The 21,165-nt window shown below is 39.0% G+C and carries 20 protein-coding genes; 1 reads left to right on the top strand and 19 read right to left on the bottom strand.

Annotation, left to right across the window (positions count from 1 at the left end):
• Nucleotides 1-103 precede the first annotated feature (103 nt).
• From RCP16_RS09430 to RCP16_RS09440, 3 genes are all read right to left on the bottom strand, one after another.
• Nucleotides 104-409 (bottom strand): NIPSNAP family protein, encoded by a 306-nt coding sequence (locus tag RCP16_RS09430; protein WP_137222809.1) that lies wholly within the window; start codon nucleotides 407-409, stop codon nucleotides 104-106.
• A gap of 15 nt (nucleotides 410-424) precedes the next feature.
• Nucleotides 425-979 (bottom strand): nitroreductase family protein, encoded by a 555-nt coding sequence (locus RCP16_RS09435; RefSeq protein ID WP_308642288.1) that lies wholly within the window; start codon nucleotides 977-979, stop codon nucleotides 425-427.
• Between the two features lie 424 nt (nucleotides 980-1,403).
• Complete coding sequence (locus RCP16_RS09440) at nucleotides 1,404-1,862, bottom strand: DIP1984 family protein (RefSeq protein WP_308642289.1); 459 nt, start codon at nucleotides 1,860-1,862, stop codon at nucleotides 1,404-1,406.
• Nucleotides 1,863-1,998: 136 nt separating this feature from the next.
• Here RCP16_RS09440 and RCP16_RS09445 point away from each other — a divergent pair, with 136 nt between their 5' ends.
• Complete coding sequence (locus RCP16_RS09445) at nucleotides 1,999-2,484, top strand: CYTH domain-containing protein (RefSeq protein WP_308642290.1); 486 nt, start codon at nucleotides 1,999-2,001, stop codon at nucleotides 2,482-2,484.
• A gap of 115 nt (nucleotides 2,485-2,599) precedes the next feature.
• On the opposite strand, the gene RCP16_RS09450 is transcribed toward RCP16_RS09445, so the two are convergent.
• The 16 genes from RCP16_RS09450 to RCP16_RS09525 form a co-directional block, all read right to left on the bottom strand.
• Nucleotides 2,600-3,004 carry a hypothetical protein gene (locus tag RCP16_RS09450; protein WP_308642291.1) on the bottom strand — a complete coding sequence of 135 codons (405 nt, stop codon included), beginning with the start codon at nucleotides 3,002-3,004 and terminating at the stop codon, nucleotides 2,600-2,602.
• Complete coding sequence (locus RCP16_RS09455) at nucleotides 3,004-3,435, bottom strand: ribosomal maturation YjgA family protein (protein ID WP_308642292.1); 432 nt, start codon at nucleotides 3,433-3,435, stop codon at nucleotides 3,004-3,006. The genes RCP16_RS09450 and RCP16_RS09455 overlap by 1 nt, the downstream gene beginning before the upstream one ends.
• Before the next feature lie 168 nt (nucleotides 3,436-3,603).
• Nucleotides 3,604-5,022, bottom strand: a complete 1,419-nt coding sequence (locus RCP16_RS09460) for a sugar porter family MFS transporter (protein ID WP_069325872.1) — start codon at nucleotides 5,020-5,022, stop codon at nucleotides 3,604-3,606.
• A 289-nt stretch (nucleotides 5,023-5,311) separates the two neighbouring features.
• Nucleotides 5,312-5,797 (bottom strand): hypothetical protein, encoded by a 486-nt coding sequence (locus RCP16_RS09465; RefSeq protein ID WP_308642293.1) that lies wholly within the window; start codon nucleotides 5,795-5,797, stop codon nucleotides 5,312-5,314.
• Between the two features lie 30 nt (nucleotides 5,798-5,827).
• Complete coding sequence (locus RCP16_RS09470; RefSeq protein WP_308642294.1) at nucleotides 5,828-6,157, bottom strand: low molecular weight protein tyrosine phosphatase family protein; 330 nt, start codon at nucleotides 6,155-6,157, stop codon at nucleotides 5,828-5,830.
• Nucleotides 6,158-6,302: 145 nt separating this feature from the next.
• Nucleotides 6,303-7,598 carry a 2-oxoglutarate dehydrogenase complex dihydrolipoyllysine-residue succinyltransferase gene (gene odhB / locus RCP16_RS09475; protein ID WP_308642295.1) on the bottom strand — a complete coding sequence of 432 codons (1,296 nt, stop codon included), beginning with the start codon at nucleotides 7,596-7,598 and terminating at the stop codon, nucleotides 6,303-6,305.
• The gene (locus tag RCP16_RS09480) at nucleotides 7,595-10,495 is read right to left on the bottom strand and encodes a 2-oxoglutarate dehydrogenase E1 component (protein WP_069325870.1); all 2,901 of its coding nucleotides are present in this window, start codon (nucleotides 10,493-10,495) and stop codon (nucleotides 7,595-7,597) included. The genes odhB and RCP16_RS09480 overlap by 4 nt, the downstream gene beginning before the upstream one ends.
• Before the next feature lie 495 nt (nucleotides 10,496-10,990).
• Nucleotides 10,991-11,440: a GNAT family N-acetyltransferase gene (locus RCP16_RS09485; RefSeq protein ID WP_308642296.1), complete on the bottom strand. Its 450-nt coding sequence runs from the start codon at nucleotides 11,438-11,440 to the stop codon at nucleotides 10,991-10,993.
• Between the two features lie 302 nt (nucleotides 11,441-11,742).
• Entirely contained in the window at nucleotides 11,743-14,151 is a 2,409-nt protein-coding gene (locus RCP16_RS09490; protein ID WP_069325868.1) for a glycoside hydrolase family 94 protein, read from the bottom strand.
• A gap of 111 nt (nucleotides 14,152-14,262) precedes the next feature.
• Nucleotides 14,263-15,087: a carbohydrate ABC transporter permease gene (locus RCP16_RS09495; protein ID WP_069325867.1), complete on the bottom strand. Its 825-nt coding sequence runs from the start codon at nucleotides 15,085-15,087 to the stop codon at nucleotides 14,263-14,265.
• Between the two features lie 51 nt (nucleotides 15,088-15,138).
• Nucleotides 15,139-16,044 carry a carbohydrate ABC transporter permease gene (locus RCP16_RS09500; protein ID WP_069325866.1) on the bottom strand — a complete coding sequence of 302 codons (906 nt, stop codon included), beginning with the start codon at nucleotides 16,042-16,044 and terminating at the stop codon, nucleotides 15,139-15,141.
• A gap of 145 nt (nucleotides 16,045-16,189) precedes the next feature.
• Nucleotides 16,190-17,452: a sugar ABC transporter substrate-binding protein gene (locus tag RCP16_RS09505; RefSeq protein ID WP_069325865.1), complete on the bottom strand. Its 1,263-nt coding sequence runs from the start codon at nucleotides 17,450-17,452 to the stop codon at nucleotides 16,190-16,192.
• 111 nt (nucleotides 17,453-17,563) lie between these two features.
• Nucleotides 17,564-18,823 (bottom strand): sugar ABC transporter substrate-binding protein, encoded by a 1,260-nt coding sequence (locus tag RCP16_RS09510; RefSeq protein WP_308642297.1) that lies wholly within the window; start codon nucleotides 18,821-18,823, stop codon nucleotides 17,564-17,566.
• Nucleotides 18,824-18,892: 69 nt separating this feature from the next.
• Nucleotides 18,893-19,888: a LacI family DNA-binding transcriptional regulator gene (locus RCP16_RS09515; RefSeq protein ID WP_069325863.1), complete on the bottom strand. Its 996-nt coding sequence runs from the start codon at nucleotides 19,886-19,888 to the stop codon at nucleotides 18,893-18,895.
• A 332-nt stretch (nucleotides 19,889-20,220) separates the two neighbouring features.
• Entirely contained in the window at nucleotides 20,221-20,523 is a 303-nt protein-coding gene (locus tag RCP16_RS09520; RefSeq protein WP_069325862.1) for a hypothetical protein, read from the bottom strand.
• A 132-nt stretch (nucleotides 20,524-20,655) separates the two neighbouring features.
• A complete protein-coding gene (locus RCP16_RS09525; RefSeq protein ID WP_371748214.1) occupies nucleotides 20,656-20,931 on the bottom strand; it encodes a YczO family protein in 276 nt (91 codons plus the stop codon).
• Nucleotides 20,932-21,165 lie beyond the last annotated feature (234 nt).

The raw sequence follows: 21,165 nt of genomic DNA on the forward strand, positions 1-21,165 counted from the left end.
TAATAAGCTGATAGATTAACAAATAAAAGCCTTTCATGATTAGAGCGGATTCCGACGAATGCTCTTGATCGTGAAAGGCTTTTTTATTCAAATAGGAATAAGATTATTCGAAAACAGGACGCATAAAGCTACGCTCGTAACTGATAATACACTTGTTTTTATTAGCAAATTCAAATGCTTGCTGGCATTCTTCATCTACCGCCATCTCTTGACGATAACGTTCGTAATCCGCAAGACTTGGAAAAGAAAATAAAGCATAAGCGATATTATTCGCCCCTTCATGTGGAAGAAAATATCCGTGATGGGTGCCCCCTAATTTGTTAACTAGCGGTATCCACATCTTCGCATATTGCTCAAATTCTTTCACTTGGTAAGGATCGATCACATATTTGAGATAGCATGTAATCATCGTATTCCTCCTACCTTATTCACTAATCCAGACTGTTTTTTCAGCAAATGGAGTCCGCTTACTTTGTTGATCCTTATTTTCCGGTACACCAATATAGATAAAGCCTAGCATTTTACCTTTTTCACTTAGATCAAAAGCTTTACCCATCAATTCGTGATAACAAGGTTCGCCACTTCTCCAGACTGCGCCTAGTCCTAACTCGTGAATTTCAAGCAACATATTTTGAATGGCTGCAAAGACTGCACCATATTCTTCAAGTTCGATAATTTTAGGATTGTCCTCAGGTTCTACCGCTACAGCGATAATTAATGGTGCACGTTCTACCTTTTTGCGTGCAGAAGATAGACTTTCTTCAGTAACTTCACCATTACCTGCTACGCTAGCTAATGCTTCTGCTAACTTATTACGTCCATTACCTTCTAATACGAAAAATTTCCACGGTTCAGTTAAACGATGATTCGGTGCCCAGATCCCTGCTTCCAAAATACGCTCAATACTTTCGCGTGGAATAGAGTCCTGCTTTACTTTACCAATCGAACGACGATTACGAATACTTTCTGAAATACTCATCTATAACTTCCTCCTCTATGATAATCATTCTCAGTCTCTTGTTTATTGTACACGAAGTGGGAAGAAATCTCTAATTTTAACTTTTCTGATCAATGGATAAAAGAATAATCAACTCAAAACATGACCCTGTATATCATAGAGTCATTTTTGAGTTGATTGTATTACCACTCAATTATTATGTAAACAGATCTTACAAATCCCCGAACCCGCCCTCGTCTATATCTATAATCAGCATGTGGTAGTAACAATAATAGGTGAGTTGTACTCATGTAACAATACAAGGCTAATTTATCATTAAAGGACTCGAACCTTCAGAAATTGCCCCTCATTTCTACCCAACGGTCCAACTTAAACCAGTTGGCGGTTTGTATGCTCGCCTTATAGATAATAGATTACCAACTTGTAAGTGTGTACAGTATGATCTTTAATCAACCAAATCGGTTTTCCAATTCAGTTCTTGAATACGAGTATCCAGTTCACGATACGTTTTGGCCAGATGATCCATCTCTTCTTGCAACGTTCCAATATTTACGGTCGCTAGAAAACGGACTTCTGACTTGGTATAACGATCTTGCTTGATACTGGCTGTATGCATCAGATCATTTAGTATATTGCGACGTAATCCAAGCGTATCTCGATCGGCTAATGCATCAGCTAATGTTGTGTCATTTTCAAAGATCACTTGTGCATTGGTACGATTAATTCGTTTGATCAGTACATTTAATTCGGTTAACAAATGACCCATTTCTTTTAGCAATTCATTGGGGCGCTCAGGTGGCTTTTCACCTTCTTGTACTTTAGCGCTTCGGCTCAGACGTACTTTCATCTGTTCTATTCTTTTCTGCACATCAGATCGTACTATTAATGCTTCTGCTAACTTCATTACTTTCACCTCCATTACATATTTCTTTCCTATTTCCGCAAATGTCCCTATCATTATAGGTATAACCAATCACTATGTAAATAAACCTTTTGCAATATGTTAAAATAGAGAAAATCGATTCTCAGGAGGATTTATGATGGGTAAAGAAATCGAAAAAAAATACGTATTACATACTTATCCTACAGATTTGGATATTGTAGAGACACAAGAAATTCATCAGACCTATTTGGCTACCAGTGAATCCGAGACGTTGCGAGTACGCAAATTAGTCATTAATGGTCAAGAGCAATTCACAATGACGCACAAAGCAGGCAAAGGGCTAGTACGTGAAGAAACAGAATTTGATATTGGTGCTGGTATTTATGAACAGCTAATAGGTAAGTTAGAGGTAACTCCTTTAATCAAAACACGTAAAAAAGTGAAGTGGAATGACTATCATTTTGATCTGGATATTTATCATAATACGGTACAAAAGGATCTTATAACCATCGAAATAGAATTTGCGGAAGAAGCAGATGTAGAACATTTCCAAAAGCCCGATTGGTTCGGTGAAGATGTGACGGGTGAAGGCCAATATGTGAATAGCGTACTATGGGAACATATTCAATCCGCAGCTAAGTAAAAGGTATATGTTCTCCGCTTTCTATCTAGTATTATCGTATAGCATAGAGTAATTTATGGTAAAAAATAGCGTATCATCTTGGCGATTACTACCTTGAGATGTTACGCTATTTGGCTTACTGTGTTTCTTCTTTTAAGAGTAAAGTTAGACGGTTCCATTCTTGTTCAAACGCTTCTGGTTCTACAAATGGACATTCACCTGAAAAATACCAATCTGTCAGCAAAAAGATCAATTCATACATACCCTGATAATACAATTCTGGATAAGCATTTCGAGAGCGGAAATTATCATGTGATGACCAATCTTTGACAAAATTCGTGAAGAACCAAAATCCACTTGCTATATGCCGTTCCAAAGGTGCTGTCGATTCTAATTGCTGGATATACTTTACCATCAATTTGAATACTTTTACCAAATGTACATGATCCCAGTCGAGATCTACTCGTAAGTGCAATATAAAGCTTTCTTTCTCTCCTTCTAATTCATGTAAAAGTTGTTGGGTAATATCCTCTTTATTCATCATCTGACCCTCCTTAATTTCAACATCATATCATCAAGTCCTACAGCGAGCAGTATACCGAATGTATATCGAACCAGATCAATCCACAAAAATCCTTTGCCTAAGACCAATCCGCCAAGCATAGTATGACGTATGTCGTTAATCCATATGGCTTGATATAGCTGACTACATTCAATTAGATAACAAAATAACAAACTTAATATTGCAGCAAATAACAGACTTCTATGTACCCATATGATACGTATTCCTATATAAATCATTATTGCCCATAGCACATCTCCTGCATGATCGGATAGAATATCAGGTAACGTAGACGCATATATTCGTGATGCTAATCCAAGTGCAATAGTTATTATAATAGCTACACTGTAATAAAATCGTACTCTTTTGCTCGCAGATAAAAGCTTATGCACAGGTTTAGAGGTAAACACTATCTATCCTCCTACTTGATAGTTATGTATTTTGTAAGTATACGTATGGTAATCATACCGAAAAAATAAAGTAAAAGCGACTTCATAAGGATTATCAGAACCTTAGAAGTCGCTTCAGTATTTATATATAATGATCTATTCAATGATTTACTATTAATCTGCAATTTTTTACTTGGCTGGTGCAGGCTTCACTTTAGCTTTTTTAGGTTTCTTTTTACCATAATTGCGGAACTTCTCTTCCAATTCTTCTAATGTAAAGCCTTTGGTTTCTGGTAAATATTTTTGTACAAATGTAATCGCCAGTAAGCCTAAAGCTGCGAACAAATAGAATGTTGCGGATAGTCCAATACCTGCCATTAATATAGGGAAGGTTAATCCAACTAAGAAGTTAACAATCCACAAGCAGAATACGGTCACACCCATTCCGAATCCACGTAATTGTAATGGGAAAATCTCAGATAACATTAACCAGGTTACCGGAGAAATCGCGCCTTGTTGGAAAGCAAGGAAGGTAACGGTTAAGGATAAGATTACATAAGGCAATGCAGGTGAACCTTCCAATACTGCTGAGAAAATCGCAATCAGTAATAATACGCATGTTGTACCTATTAGACCCGTTCTAAGCATCGGACGACGACCTACTTTACCTAACAACCACATTCCCAAAAATGTTGCGGCTACCGAGATTACACCGTTCGCAATATTACTAATCAAAGCTGCTTTAGTTTCAAAACCTGAATCTTTAAGAATCTCAGTACCATAATAAATAATCGAATTAACACCCGTAATCTGCTGAACAACTGCGATACCTAATCCAATAAACATCAGACGGCGTATCCAAGGTACAGCAAGATCTTTAAAGCCTGCTTTTTCTGTACTTTCTTCTGCATCAAAAGAAGCTTTGATTTCTTCTACTTCTATTTTCGCTTGTTCTTCTGTACGAATTTTGCGAAGCGCTTTTAATGCCCGTTCATTTTTGCCTTTTGCCACTAACCAACGTGGACTTTCAGGCACACGTAACATTCCAAAAAATAAGAAGATTGCTGGAATAGAAGCGATCGCTAACATATAGCGCCATACATGGGTATTATCACCCATCGTTATCCCTAGAATGGCATTAAAGATAAAGGCAAGCAATTGACCACTCACAATCATTAGTTCATTACGGGTAACAATACCGCCACGTTTGTTTGCGGGAGACATTTCTGCTAGATACGAAGGTACGGTTACCGAAGCACCACCTACAGCAAGTCCCAATAAGAAGCGACAAATGACCATAACGGTAACGTTAGGAGCAAGGGTTGAACCGACGGTAGCGACGAAAAACAAAACTGCTAGATAGATAATATTTTGCTTACGTCCCAAGTAATCAGAAAGCCGTCCGCCTGCGATCGCTCCGAATGCTGCACCAAACAGTAGAATACTAGCGACTAATCCTTCTGTAAACGAGTTCAGCCCGAGTGCCGCTGACATAAATGGTAAAGCCCCGTTGATTACCCCTGTATCATAACCAAATAGCAATCCACCCAATGTAGATATCAAAATAATTTTACGTAAAAATGCCTTTTGACTGGCTCCCTTTTCCATTATCATCTCTCCCTATTCATTCCTAAAACGTTATTGCCACTTATTCTGTCTATGTACTTACATATATTGAGTTCATCGATTGACACATTTTCCACTTAAGAAAGATGTAATTTCGATTGAATCAAACAATGACTGACGTACTTTAGTTTCAGAAAAAAAGCATCTATTTTCAGCCTGTAATCAATATACCCAAATGCATACATATTGAATAACATTATTAAGATGATAGAAGTTATATATAGCAATTAGATATAAGGAGAGATCAAAGATACGTGATACTCATCATTTACTATTGATCTAAATATTTTGTGTCACTATACAGTTCAATAACAAATTCTAAAAACAAACTATCCACTACTTCAACTTGTACTTTTTCATCTACCCACTTCAACGTTGTACCTATTTTATTCTTGAACACAGTGGACTTTCCATATTGTCGATTGAATACATCTGTTGCTTTAGTTAAATATTGATCTTTATGCTCATAATCATAGTAATTGATCATTTTTCTATATAACTTTTCAGTTTTTCGGTCAAAATAATACATAATGGCAATCTGACGATTCGTATCCTGATAAACCAACATATCCAAGCTTTCCTCTTCTATACTCATATTCATAGGCTTTAATGTTTCAACCGATCTCACTTGTTCTTTAGTTTGACCCAAAGCTATCGAATAAAAAGTTAAATCTGGATATATATGATGCTTAATATGACCTAATCCAATACAGATTGCTATGCACAGCAAGCTCAATAGAATATATCTTTTAATCATTTTATCTCCTTTACTATTGAATCTTATACGTTATGTAATCTCAATATATTCGCTAACGCTTGATTCTAATAATCCGATCAATTCTTCATCCATAAATCCATAGTCGTCTGGGATATTCAAACAAATAATAGTTTTACCTAGCAGTTCTTCATTGAATTTAGATTGAATTTTGCTTTTATGCTTTTTCTCCATCACAAAAATAATATCTGCCCAACCGATATGACCTGCGGTTACTTTGATACGTGCGTTCTCTTCTGTTCCTGCGGAGCGTACTTGATATCCTTCAAGATGTTCAAATATTTTTTCAGCGGTTAAGCTACGCCATTGATTACGACTGCAAATAAATAATAATTTGTTCATTTTACTTTACCCCTTCATATTGAGATGAATGATGAATCTTTATTGTAGTTTATCCCCCAAATAACCCTATTATACAGAACAGATCACAAATAAAATATAAAAAAGGAACTTCCAACGATCTGGAAGTTCCTTTTTTGATAATAAATTAGCCTTCGATCAACAATGTTTCTGGATCTTCAAGCAATTCTTTGACTTTAACGAGGAAGCTTACTGCTTCGCTACCGTCAATAATACGGTGATCATATGACAATGCGATATACATCATCGGACGATTTTCCATACGTTCTGCATCAATTGCTACCGGACGAAGCTGGATTTTGTGCATACCCAGAATCGCTACTTGCGGTGCATTCAAGATTGGCGTTGAAAGCAAGGAACCAAATACACCACCGTTAGTGATTGTAAATGTACCTCCTTGAAGCTCAGACAATCCTAATGTGTTTGAACGTGCTTTAGAAGCTAACGTTGCGATTTCTTTTTCGATTTGAGCAAAACCTAGACGGTCTGCATCACGAACAACAGGAACCACAAGACCTTCTTTAGCAGATACCGCAATACCGATATCATAGAATTTCTTCACAATAACATCATCGCCATCAATCTCAGCATTGACCATAGGGAACTTTTTAAGTGCCCCTACAACTGCTTTCGTGAAGAAAGACATAAATCCTAGACCTACATCATATTTCTCTTTAAACGCATCTTTACGGCGTTTACGAACATCCAAGATCGCTGTCATGTCTACTTCATTAAATGTTGTTAACATTGCAGCATTATGCTGAGCTTCAACTAGACGATTCGCAATCGTGCGACGACGACGTGACATCGGTTGACGATCTGCCGGTTTAGCTGGATTGTTCTCAACAGGTTTTTTAGCAGGTACAGCTTCAGATTTCGCTGGTGCTGGTTTGTCACCATGTTTGCGTACATCGTCTGGATTGACTCTGCCGATCGGATCGTTGCTTTGTACCGATCCTAGATCAATACCACGCTCACGAGCTAACTTGCGAGCAGCCGGTGTACCGATAGCATCCCCATTATCTGGTTTGCTTGTTACAGCATTTGTCGATTTATCGGTTGCTTTTTCAGCAGCAGGCTCAGCACCTTTTGCTGGATAGTTAATTGTAACGACATCATCTGATTTACTTTCAGGCTTGGATTCTGGAGCTGGTTTGGATTCAGATGCAGCAGGTTTGCTACTTCCACTTCCAGCACCGATCACACCTACAGATTCACCGACTTGTACTGTTTCACCTTCTTGCTTGGTGATAGACTCTACAACTCCATCCTCTTCGGCACTGATCTCCAAGTTGACTTTATCTGTCTCAAGCTCAAGCAGTACATCTCCTTGACTGACAGTGTCTCCTTCTTTCACAACCCATTTTGATACCGTTCCTTCGGTTATAGACTCGCCCATTTCGGGTACTTTAATTTCACTCACAGCCGACTACCTCCCAGGGATATGTTGTTCTGTAAAGAATTTTGTTTGAGTGCTAATCCTAGTATACGCTGTTGTTCGATGGCGTGAATATGTTGATAACCACTAGCCGGGCTAGAACGTTCTGGACGACCGATATAACTTACAGCTACACCTTCTTGTGCCAAATCGCGCAAGCGTGCATCGGTATATCTCCAGTATCCCATGTTTTGCGGTTCTTCTTGTAACCAGATAATTTCTTGCAAGTTCGTAAACTCTGCTAGAACAGCATTGATTTCTTCTTTCGGGAATGGATACAGTTGTTCTACACGAATCACATGTAACCAAGAGTAGTCTTCTTCTTTGTTTTTATCCAAAGCCTCTTCGAGATCGATCGCTACTTTACCCGTACAAAGGATCACACGTTGTACAGCATTCTTTTTGTCGCCCAGACCTTTTTGTTGCAAAATCGGTTGGAACGTTCCTTCACTAAATTCCGCAGGTGATGAAGCAACACGCGGATTACGAATTAGACTTTTCGGTGCCATCACCACTAATGGACGTACATTTTCTTCCTGAGTACTACGTGCCTGACGGCGAAGTAGATGGAAGTATTGTGACGCAGAAGTCAGGTTAGCTACAGTAAAGTTATCTTCGGCTGCCAATTGCAAGAAGCGTTCTGGGCGCGCACTAGAATGCTCAGGTCCCATACCTTCATGACCATGTGGCAACAACATCACAAGACTGGATTTTTGTGTCCATTTACTACGTCCAGCTGAGATAAACTGGTCAATAATAACTTGCGCTGCATTAGTGAAATCGCCGTATTGTGCTTCCCAGATTACTAATGTTTCCGGTGCATACACATTGTATCCATATTCAAATCCAAGTACTGAAGCTTCAGACAATGGACTGTTATGAATAGCGAATGATGCTTTCGCTTCTGGCAAACGATGTAACGGACAGAAAGGTTCACCTGTCTGTGCATCATGCAATACTAGATTACGATGAGCAAATGTCGCACGTTCTACATCTTGTCCAGTAATCCGAATAGGCTTACCATCTGCTAAGATTGAAGCAAATGCCAGTGTTTCTGCATGTCCCCAATCAACTTTGCCTTCTGGACTAAGTGCAGTTGCACGACGTTCCAGAATACGCTGTAGTTTAGGATACACATTGAAGTTTTCTGGCCATTTCAGCAATCCCTCATTGATCGTGTTGAGTAGATTAGCAGGAACTCCAGTAGAAGCTTCAGGTGTTTTGCTATCTGCTTCCAAACGATTTAGAGGTGCATTGGAATCTTCAGTATGATCTGTTTTCACTTCTTCGTAGATCGATTTTAGATGATCTTGGATTTCAGCTTTGAACTGCTCATAACGTTTTTCATCCACAACACCTTGCTTCGCCAATTTGTTACCATATAGTGAAGCTACACGAAGGTGATTTTTCACTTTGCCATACATAATAGGTTGAGTCGTTTCAGGATCATCTGTCTCATTATGCCCATAACGACGGTAGCCAATCAGATCAATCAAGAAATCTTTTTTAAATAAATTACGATATTCAGTCGCCATAGCTACAGCACGTAGACAAGCTTCTGGATCATCTGCGTTCACATGGATAATTGGAATCTCATATCCTTTAGCAAGGTCACTTGCATAATGAGTCGAACGTGAATCTCCACTGTCTGTTGTGAAGCCTAGACGGTTATTAACAATAATATGAATAGTACCGCCATTTTGATAACCTGTTAGCTGATTAAAGTTAAGCGTCTCTGCGACAATACCTTCACCTGCGAATGCGGCATCACCATGCATGATGATAGCTGCTGCTTTGTCAGGGTCTTGGCGAGGATAACCTTTGTCTGTACGATCATCCTGTGCAGCACGAGTAAATCCTTCAACCACCGGGTTAACATATTCCAAGTGACTTGGATTGTTTGCCAGTGTCAGACGAGTTTCAAAGCTTTGCCCTTCTGGAGTAACAGAACGATGTGCACCTAAATGGTACTTCACATCACCTGTCCAGCCAAAAGTAACACCCATCGAGCCTTCAGAAGGCATTGTGTCTTTATTTGGTGAATGATGGAACTCGGAGAAAATCTTGCTGTATGGCTTACCAAGAACATGAGCCAATACATTTAGACGACCACGATGCGCCATTCCCATTAAGACATGTCTTGCGCCACTACGTGCAGCAATACGTACGATTGAATCTAGCATCGGTACAAGGACATCATTACCTTCGATTGAGAAGCGCTTTTGTCCAATAAATGTACGATGCAAGAATTCTTCAAATTGTTCGACTTCCACTAGACGCTTGAACAATTCAATGCGTTCTTCGTCATCCAATGAAAGTGTAGACGATCCTGTTTCAACTTGACGGTTGAGCCAGTTACGCTCCTTTTCATCATGTACATGTGCAAATTCATAAGCCAGTGGACCTGTATACTTCTTACGCAACATCTGGATAGCTTCCCATCCGTCTTTTGCTTCAGGAGGTGCATTTTCCCAGATCAATGATGCTGGTAATTGTGCAAGGTCACGTTGTCCCAGTCCGTATTGCTCTGGATCAAGTAAACGAACATCAGTCGCTGTACTTAGTCCAAGCGGATCAATGTCCGCTGCCAGATGCCCGTATGTACGGATATTCCATACTAAACGTTCGGCTGCAACCGCTTTCTTAAGCAAATTAGTGTCTACTTTAGCTGGTGTTTCTGTACTACTACTTACCACTGTTTGACCAGATGATACGGTAACAGGAGCAACAGGCTCTCCATAACGTTCAAAAAGTTCACGGTATCCTTCATCTACAGAATTCGGATCTTGTTTGTACAGTTCATATTGTTCTTGTACATACCCCAAATTGGGTCCGTAATACGATTCCCACAGCCATGGTTGGTTTGATTCGTCGATTGTCATCGAGGATTCCCTCCGTCTTGAATTTTTTGTGAATATATTTGTGACGGAATTGCAACATATTTAATTATACCTCTATATGATTGATCACAAAATAGCCTAAAATTAGACTATGAACGAGTAAAACGTCTTTTTTTCAAGAAAACGTTTTCTCACGCTGCACATAAAGAGTTATTCAGGTTTTTTAGCCCTTTTACGGCTATTTTTAATCCAAATACAGGAAAACAGAGATTTTGAGAATAGACATATCGCATTTTGTATATATCATTCTGCACATTCTAGTTGAATACTGAGCAGTGCATGCCCCCTCATTCGTACTAAATTACTCTTTACTCTTCCCATTCTACAATACATAGGTATGAATTTCCAATTTAAATGCTTACTATTTTTACCCAAATCTTCCTGAGATTGATTTCGTAGCAAAAAGGACATGTAAAAAAGTGTCACCACTACTTCACACATCCTCCTTTTTTTGTTCACTTTTGAGATCATTTGCGATTACGATGTTGTGATACGCATCATATCGATATGAGGAATATCGTCTTCTAGATACATTTCTGAGATCGGTTCAAATCCATAACTGCTATAAAATTTCTCTAAGTAATGCTGAGCTTGGATTTTAATTTTGTCTTCTTTCAATTCATGCTGAATAAATTCGATACTTTTGCGAAATAGCTCTTGCGCTAATCCTTTTCCACGATATTCACGCTTTACAATCACTCGACCGATCGAAGCTTCTGGATAGGCTACACCGGAAGGAAGAAGTCTTGAATACGCAACAATCTGACCCTTTTCTTCTTTGTAAAGATGATAGCTGGCGATATCTTTACCATCTACTTCTTGATAAGGGCAGTTCTGTTCAACCACAAAAATAGCTGTTCGTTCTTGCAAAATGCGATACATTTCTAAAGATGTTAATTCATCAAACGTTTTGATATGCCAACTCATCGTATCTCTCCTCTTACACTCACTTCTTCATGTTTACATTGGATGAATGAAATTTGATAGGGTTATTTGTAATTCACTTTAACATTTCAGATCATTATTCGTAAAATATTTTGTGCATCTTTTATGCATCTATAATTTATTTTCAAAAAACGAGATTGCTGATATAGAGAAAAGCTCTGTCTGTCCGAATATACGACTTCAGATCAAGTCAGTATCACGAACAGACAGAGCTATTTATAATTTGTTTATGATTTCATGCTTACCTATGCTTCGATCTATTCAGACAAGATCGTTAGAACATATTAACCCATAATGACTTTAACTTCGTGTTCTTTACCATCACGGAAATCTGGCAAGATATTGCCTTCGATTACTTTACCGTCGACTTTGATTTCTTTAATACCACGAGCTACCCCTGCTGCGTTATCTACATGCAGATTATACGTAGCTCCACGGAAAGCACGACGATACGTGAACTCTTTCCAGTCTTTCGGAATACTTGGATCTACCAATAGACCTTCATTCTCAGCACGTACGCCTAGAATCCAGTTGGTTGCCATACGTTGTAACCACTGCGAAGAACCGGTATACCATGTCCAGCCTCCACGACCATAGTTAGGTGAGATTGGACCATCCGAGTTACCTGGTGTTACATACGGCTCGCCTACATAACCATTAGGATCATCAGAACGGTTAGGTGGACAAATTTTGCTATACGCTTCATACGCTTTCTCTGGTTGACCAATCAGTGTATACGCCCATACTGCCCAAGTAGCTGCATGCGTATACACACCTCCGTTTTCACGTAAGCCTGGAGCATAGCGAGTAATATAACCGATATCACGACGAACTTTAGTATAAGCAGGGTACAATAGCAAAGCACCATGATCACGTAGTAAATGTTTACTTACGCTATCCATTGCTTGTTGTCCACGCTCTTGATCAGCTACGCCAGAGATAACAGCCCACATCTGTGGATTCAAGAAGATTTGACCTTCTTCATTTTCTTTCGATCCTACTTTTAAACCATCATCGTTGGTCGCTTGTAGATACCACTCGCCATCCCAACCATATTTGTTCAATGCTGCTTTTAAGCTACCTTGTACTTCAACCATTTTATCTGCAAAGACTTGATCGCCACGTTTGGCTGCTACTGGTGCAAAGTTACCTAGGATAAGGTATAAGAACTCACCTACCCAGAAGCTTTCACCTCTCCACTCATAACCAATCGCACTTAGACCATCATTCCAGTCATGTTCACCCATTAACGGAACACCACGCGGGCTAAAGCGTAAGAATGTTTTCTCAATCGCTAATTTACAATGCTCATATACTGTTGCTTCTCCACCATCAAGGAACGGAGTAACTTCATCTAAGATATCGTAGTCCTGTGTTTCTTTCAGATACGCATCCATGATGAACGGAAGCCATAACAAATCATCTGAACAACGTGTACGAGGACCGCCGCCACGAATCGTGAACCACCAGTGAAGTACATCACCTTCTTGGAATTGTTGAGAAGCATGCATAAGAATTTGTTTACGCATCAGTTCTGGCTTGCTTGTTAAGAAAATCTGAGAATCTTGCAATTGGTCACGGTAACCATATCCTGCACTTGTTTGATAATAGGCTGTTTTACCCCATAGACGACAAGAGATAGATTGATACTTCAACCATACATTAGTCATAATATTCATCGCTGGATCAGGAGTGTGAATTTCTTCAACATCAATGAGTTCACTCCAGAATGCATGTACATCTTGAAGTGTACGTTCTGCTGCTTCTACGGTTGTATATTTTTGGATCAATGCATCTGCATCTTCTTTTTCTTGCTCTGCTGCACCAATTGTAAATACAACGGTATGTGAAGCGCCTGCTTCTAAGTTAATCGCTACACGTAAAGAAGCTGTAGCATCACCAAAGCGTCCACTGTTACCTGCTAATTCTTTATCAATCATTGCTTGTGGACGAGATTCTTCTCCATACATACCTACAAATGATTCTTTGTCTGCATCAAAAGAAGAAGGGGTTTCACTTGCCGCATGGAACGCTGTATAAGGCCAGCTTACATTGTTACTGCGTCCTTTTTCATCCGGGAAGCTCCATAAGTATTTTTCAAGCTGAATCGCGTTCAGGTCTTGTTTATATTCAGAGTTCATAAAGATTTTGTGGAATTCACGATGCTCATCTGGCGCAAAACCTGGAGCCCATTCAAAATAAGTTGTTGCATCCAGTTCACGCGCTGTTGTGCTGTTATTAGTTACTTTGAGCTGCATAATTTCAAGTGGTGCATCAGGAGCTACAAATACGGTTAACTCACTGCGAATGCCATCCACTTGTTGTGTAAATACGCTATAACCAATACCATGACGTACTTCGTAGAATTCATATTCTGCCATAACGGGTTTCCAGCCTGCTGACCAGAACTTACCTGAGTTACGATCACGTAGATAAATAAATTTACCCCATGAATCTTTAATAACATCTTGGAAAAGACGAGTGATTCGGTTCTGCCCTGCATTACCACGCCATGAGCAACCGCCACCTGCTTGCGATACCATAAAGGAGTAATCGCCATTACTGATAATATTGCTCCACGGACGTGGTGTGCGTGGATTGGTAATTACATATTCACGACCATTTTCTGTAAAATAACCATATTCATTTTGGAAAAGTCCTGTTTGTTGTGTTTGATTTTGTATTGTTGACATTCAATATCCCTCCAAAAAGTAAACTTGTATTCTTCTATCCAAAATACGTTCTCGTAGAACGAATTGTCTCTTGTGCTGCTACAGCATTGTAATCATGATTCAGGTATGAAATTACTTCATACCTGAAATGGTGTATCCTTCGATAATATGACGCTGCATAAAGATAAACAGAATAACAATCGGTACAACCATGAATGAAGCACCTGCCATCTGAATAGCAAAGTCACCACCATATTGACCTTTCAATAATGATAATCCAACTGATAACGTGTATAGATTTTCATCATTGGCAATAATCAACGGCCACAAGAAACTGTTCCATCCGCCGATAAAGGTTAAGATCCCTTGTACTGCAAAGATTGGCTTCGCAATCGGAATTACCAATTGGAAGAATGTACGTAATTCACTGGCTCCGTCCAATCGTGCTGCTTCGATCAAGTCAGCCGGAATGGTTGTCATAAATTGACGGAATAAGAAAATACCAAACGCATTAACCATACCTGGTAAAACAATACCTGCCATTGTATTGGTTAGGTTCATCTGATTCAGCAATAGATAGACTGGAATCATTGTAACTTGAGAAGGAATCATCATTGTTCCTAATACAAGATAGTAGAGAACATTACGACCCGGGAATTCGAACTTAGCAAATGCATACCCTGCTGCCGCATTTAAAAATAAACCAATAAAGGAGAAAAATACGATAACTAATGTGTTCCACAAATAGGTCGCAAATCTCATCTCTGTAAATAGACGTACATAGTTCTCAAGCGTAGCTTGTTGTGGCCAGAACTTCGGTGTTAAGGCTACAACTTCACTTTCTGGTTTGAAGGATGCAAGAATCATCCATACAAAAGGGATACACATCGCTATACTCCCAAGAAGTAGCAGCGTAATCACTATCGTTTTGTAGACCGGTTTGACTTGAATATCCATTTTGGAACCTCCCTTCATACTTTGTTCTGTTTATTAAGCTGACTACAGAACTTAGTATTCTACATCGCTGTCTTTTTTACGTACTTTGAACTGGATCATTGTTACAAGAATAATAATTGCAAATAGAACAATAGAACCTGCTGCTGCATAACCAAAGTTATTGCGTTGGAACCCTGTGTTGTAAATAAATAATGCCATAGACATCGTGCTGTTAATTGGACCACCTTTGGTCATAACAAGCGGCTCTTCAAAAAATTGAATCCAGCCGATTAGTGTTGTAATCGATACGAAAAAAGTAGCAAAGCTGAGCAAAGGAACCGTAATCTTAGTCAACTGTTCCCAACGGCTTGCTCCATCAATCTGAGCAGCTTCATAGTACGTACGCGGAATCCCTTGTAACGCTGCTAAGAAAATGATCATATTCAGACCGATCGCTTTCCACACTGCCATAATAATCAGTGAGAACTTAGCAATAACAGGATCTTGTAACCAACTGACAGGATCGATCCCGATAAAGCCTAACATCTGATTAATGAGACCATATTGAGAGTTATACAAATATCCCCAGATTACAGCTACAGCTACGATATTTGTAATCGAAGGCATGTAGTAAATCACTCGGAAAGATTTGAAAAGCCAACTGGTACCCTGATTAATCAAAATCGCAATGGCCATCGAAATAAGAACAACTGAAGGAACACCAACGACTACAAAAATAAGAGTATTGAACATCGACTTCTGGAATGTTGCATCCGAGAACAATCGAACAAAGTTATCAAATCCATTAAATTTGATATTCGAGAAGTCAGCCAATCCCGATAAGTTCATGTTTGTAAAACTGATGAAAATAGCGATAAAGATAGGAATAAATGAAAACAAAAACAAAATAATTAGCGTGGGTGCAATAAACAAATACGGATATTTATATTTGTTTAATTTTTGCAAAGCGTTTTGCATATTGGATTCCCTCCTTCACAGAAGTTTTGACGTTCTGGTGTACTATCGATCTCATCCAGATTCACCGTAGATCATTTCATCTAAGCTGGAATCGGATGAGAACAATAGATAATGTAGATATTTTAAATATAGTTTTGGCAGGTGCTTATTCAGCGAGTAGACTATCTGCCCCTGTATTCACTTCTTCCATCTGCTCTTTGATATCTGCTCCACCAATCGTAATTTGTTGTAGAGCAGCTTTGATCAGATCACCGATCGATTCCCATGATTTTACAAATGGAGATGGGCGTGCTGTATCGAGTTGGTCACGGAATGTTTGAACAATAGGTTTATTGTTAAAGACTTCGTTATCCCAAGCTTTCATGTTGGCAGGTAGATCCTGATCATGTTTATACTTAGCAACTTGTGTTTCAGGATCACTCATGAAAGCAATAAATTTAGCAGCATCATCTTTGTTGGCTGCACTACTGAATACACTCCAGTTAGATCCACCTAAAATAGAAGCGCTTTTGCCACCTTCTTCTTTTGGAGGAATTACAGCTGTTGCCCATTGATCTGATTTCAGATCAGGTAGATCTGTTTTGATCTGATTCGCAGACCACGGACCACTCACGAACATTGGAATTAAGCCTTGACCAAATGAAGGCAATAATTTGATATCGCTCTCGTTAGGTGTTAATCCTTCTTTAAAGAAGCTAGTCAAATACTCAATCGTTTCGATATAAGCAGGTTGATTGAACTGTGCTTTGTTATCACTGCTGATGACTTCACTGCCATTTTCCCAAGCATAAGGCAAGGTGAACGCTGCATCCTGAGTATCTAACAAAATACCGTATCTCCCTTTGCTTTTATCTGTTAATTTGGTCGCTGCATCTTTCAGTTCAGCCCAACTCTTCGGAGCTTCGTTATAACCTACTTGTTTCAACAAATCTGTACGATAGAACAGTACGCGAGTCTCCAAGTACCATGGAATACCGACTAACTGATCGTTAACCGTCATGGTTTCTTGAGCACCTTTGAAAAAGTTCTCTGGTTTGAGATTAGGAAATTCTTCTGTGTATGGAGTCAGATCAAGCAATGCTCCGGCTTCAGCAAATTCTGGAATCCATGTGGTACCCATTTGGATAACATCCGGTCCTTTTTTGGAAGCGACCGCAGTTAGCAATTTATCATGAGCGTTATCCCATGGAATAAACTGAGTTTCTACTTTAATGTCTGGATATTTTTTTTCAAAAGCAGGGATCAGTGTCGAAATAGCATTATCTTCTCCACCCATTCCCCATACTTTCAATACACGTTTACCATCTGAAGTTGTGGTCACGCCTGCTTCTTCTTTATTTCCACAAGCAGCTAATACTAATGAACTGATCAGTAACAATACCAACATTGATTTCCACATTTTAAACATTCATTTCACCCCGTTTATTTAGTAAAGGCATATGAATCTTTGGCAAAGGATACTACACGAACTTGTAAAACATGTATCGGGCAGCACCTCTGCCCTGTGGATATCATGAGATTAGTTGGCCAATAAATCATCAGCCTGGCTGTTCACCTGATCCATTTGTTGTTGAACGTCAGCACCACCGATTGTAATTTCTTGCATCGCTGCTTTGATTAGATCAGCAATACTTTCCCAAGGTTTTACGAATGGAGCTGGACGTGCTGTATCCATTTGTGTACGGAACGTTTGAATATCTTTGTTAGAAGCAAGTGATTTGTCTTCCCATGCTTTGGTTGTAGAAGGTAAATCTTTGGTCAATTCATACCATTTCACTTGTACAGATGGTTCATTCATGTACGAAATAAATTTAGCTCCATCGTCTTTATTTGCTGCACTGCTGAATACCGATAGACTAGATCCACCTAAGATAGAAGCACTTTTACCGTTTTCATCTTTAGCTGGAATCGTAACCGTACCCCATTGATCGTCTTTTAGATCAGGCAATTCATCTTTGATCTGTTGTACAGACCATGGTCCACTGATAAACATAGGGATAATACCTTCACCAAATGATGGTAGAAGTTTCAAATCGACTTGAGAAGGTGCTAGTTTTTCAGTAAAGAAGCTACTCAAGTATTTAACAGCCTCTACATATTGCGGTTGATTAAATTGAGCTTTGTTGTCACTGCTAATCACTTCACTACCATTTTCCCAAGCAAACGGAAGTGTAAATACTTGATCCTGGCTATCTAGCAAAATACCATAGTTACCATTGCCTCTAGCTGCCAATTTGGTTGCTGCATCTTTCAATTCAGCCCACGTTTTTGGTGGTTCGTTATAACCAACTTGTTTTAGCAAGTCTGCACGGTAGAACAATACGCGAGTATCGATATACCATGGAATACCAACCAATTGATCGTTGTATGTCATTGTTTGTTGAGCACCTTTGAAGAAGTTATCTACTTTCAGATTTGGATATTTCTCTGTGTAAGAAGATAAATCTAGCAATGCTCCAGCATCTGCAAATTCAGGAATCCAACCCAGTCCCATTTGCACAACATCAGGACCTTTTTTAGAAGCGACAGCCGTTAGCAATTTGTCATGGGCATTATCCCAAGGAATCGCTTGTACTTCGACTTTGATATCCGGGTTAGCTTTTTCAAAATCAGGTACGATCTTAGCAAGTGCTGTTCCCTCTGCACCCATCCCCCATACTTTCAATACACGTTTGCCATCTGCTGTTGTTGCCGCTGCTTCTTCTTTGTTGCCACATGCTGACAAGATCAGAGAAAAGATCAACATACAAGCTACAACGGTTTTCCATGTTTTTGTCATTCAATTCACCTCTTTATTATTATAGAAAATGCTTACAATCCATCTTGCTTGTGATGAATCAGATGTAACTTATAAAGGAGCTCGTACAGTCCCCCGGGAAACTAACTCAGTATCCAGTTTGTATTGCGGGCTTACCGTCTCTCCTTTTAAAATCTGAAAAATCAGATGTACAGCTAATGCCCCTACTTCATAATCTGGCTGTCTTACTGTAGTCAAAGACGGTGTCAAAAATCGGGCTTGCACAATATCATCAAAACCGATAACCGATATATCATCAGGAACAACAATTCCAGCTTCATTCAAAGCCGTAATGCCTCCTAATGCCATCTCATCATTTGCAAAAAATACAGCCTCTGGAATTTCTCCTTGCGCAATCATTAATTTGACTGCACGATAACCGCCTTCTTCTGTGAAATTGCCGATCAGATTCCAGCGTGGTTCAATCGTTAAGCCATGCTTATTCATCGCTTGTACAAAGCCGTTATAGCGGTCTTTGTTGTGCTTACTGCTTGCCGGACCGGATACATAAGCAATTTTGCGATGTCCTGCTTCGATCAGATGCTCAGTAGCTAAAATGCCACCTTTTTCATTATCTGCTTCAACATAACAAACACTTTCATGCTCTAACCTTCGATCTAACATAACAATCGGGAATCCTTCACGAGCCGATTCCAAAATCGTACGATCTGGAATATTGTGAGCAAGGATAATCGCTCCATCTACCCTTTTCTCTTTGATAAACTTCACAGCTGTTGAGGATTCTCCACCAATTGAGCTACAAGCAATCAAGTCATATCCATTGTTCAGGCTCACTTCTTGCACGCCTTTGATCAATCTAGAGTAATACGGACCGGATAGATCGCTTAACAGTAGAGCAATTGTATTTGTTTTGGAACGCTTAAGATCAGAAGCAATCCCATTCTTCTGATAATTCAACTGTTTAGCAGCAACAATCACTTTATCGCGTGTTTTAGGACTAACTCTTCCGATTCCATTTAGCGCATAGGACGCAGTCGATACTGCGACACCCGCTAAAGCGGCTACATCCTTGATCGTTGCTCCCATTGACTTCCCCCCTGGTGTTAATTTGCTAATCGAAACGTTTCGATAAAATCATAAAAAAATGATTTACCCTTTTCTATCAACACCTTAAATGTAGATATAAAAAATGGATTTTTATGGATTTTCAGCTAAAATAGCTAATTTTATGCGCTTTATTCACTAATTTATAGTGTATTCTGCATAAAATGAATAATGTATTGTTTTATACCATTTTGTCGAAACGTTTCTACACGCTTATTATATATCTGCTTGTAACCGATTTCAATACCTTTTAAAATTTTTTTGTTATTTTGTCGAATGTAGTGTTGTGAATCGCGGGTTATACAAGATGTAGGTTAACGAATTCTAAAGCGATCGATATGATCTTGAAGTCCTTCTTCTCTCAAAATACGTAATTGCTCTACTCCAAACAAATCAAAATGAGGATAACGATCACGAAAATGGATATACCGGGGGTTTAACTGATGGTCTTTGCACCATTTTTGCAATTTCTCAATATCAGCACAACCGACTTTGGTTACTGTACGCATATTGGGGAATCGATTATCGATCCAATAGTGAGTCAAAAAAGCAATTTGTCCATTACTTACCTGTTGTTTCCAATCATTTAGCTGGGATCGATCTATACCAAATGCCATCCTCTTCACCTTTCCTCAGTACAATCTCTCTATTTATGTGTTACAACATCTGTGTAGCAAAAAAGATCAACCCTATAACTAGCAGCTGATCAATTGCTTTATTTAGAAGATCGTGTATTTATTAAAGTAGATTTACTTATTGTTCTCTTTTTCTTTTTGTTGTTCTTCTAAACGTTTAGCCATACCTTCTGGATAAGCATTTTCACTCGAAGACGAAGATTTCGTCGCATCTTTATCTTTTTCTTCTTTTTTCTCCATATTTAAATCTTCCATAGGCATAGGATCTACATTCTGTTCCGACTCAAAACGGTCAAACAAACTTTCGTTTTCAGTAGGATAATGTTCTGGATGATCACGCTTGCCTTGTTGTTCTTCAATTTTATCGTTTTTTCTTGGCTCAGTCATCATTGATCTCTCCTTTGGCTATATCTGAATCGTCTATAGTATAGAAAGAATAGCAGTTACTGTACTTTACCTCTATACGCAAAATTGAAACATTTCACTGACTATTCTCGCCAAAAGAAGATATGATTCATAACAAAAAATCGTGTCTACCTAGAATGCTCTCCAGCAACTAGAAGACACGATTTTCTGATCGATATTATGATGTAAATAGAATTCTATTTAATCAAGATGCAATGC

Origin of the sequence: Paenibacillus nuruki (assembly GCF_963311185.1) — a bacterium.
GTDB classification, from domain to species: Bacteria; Bacillota; Bacilli; order Paenibacillales; family Paenibacillaceae; genus Saccharibacillus; species Saccharibacillus nuruki.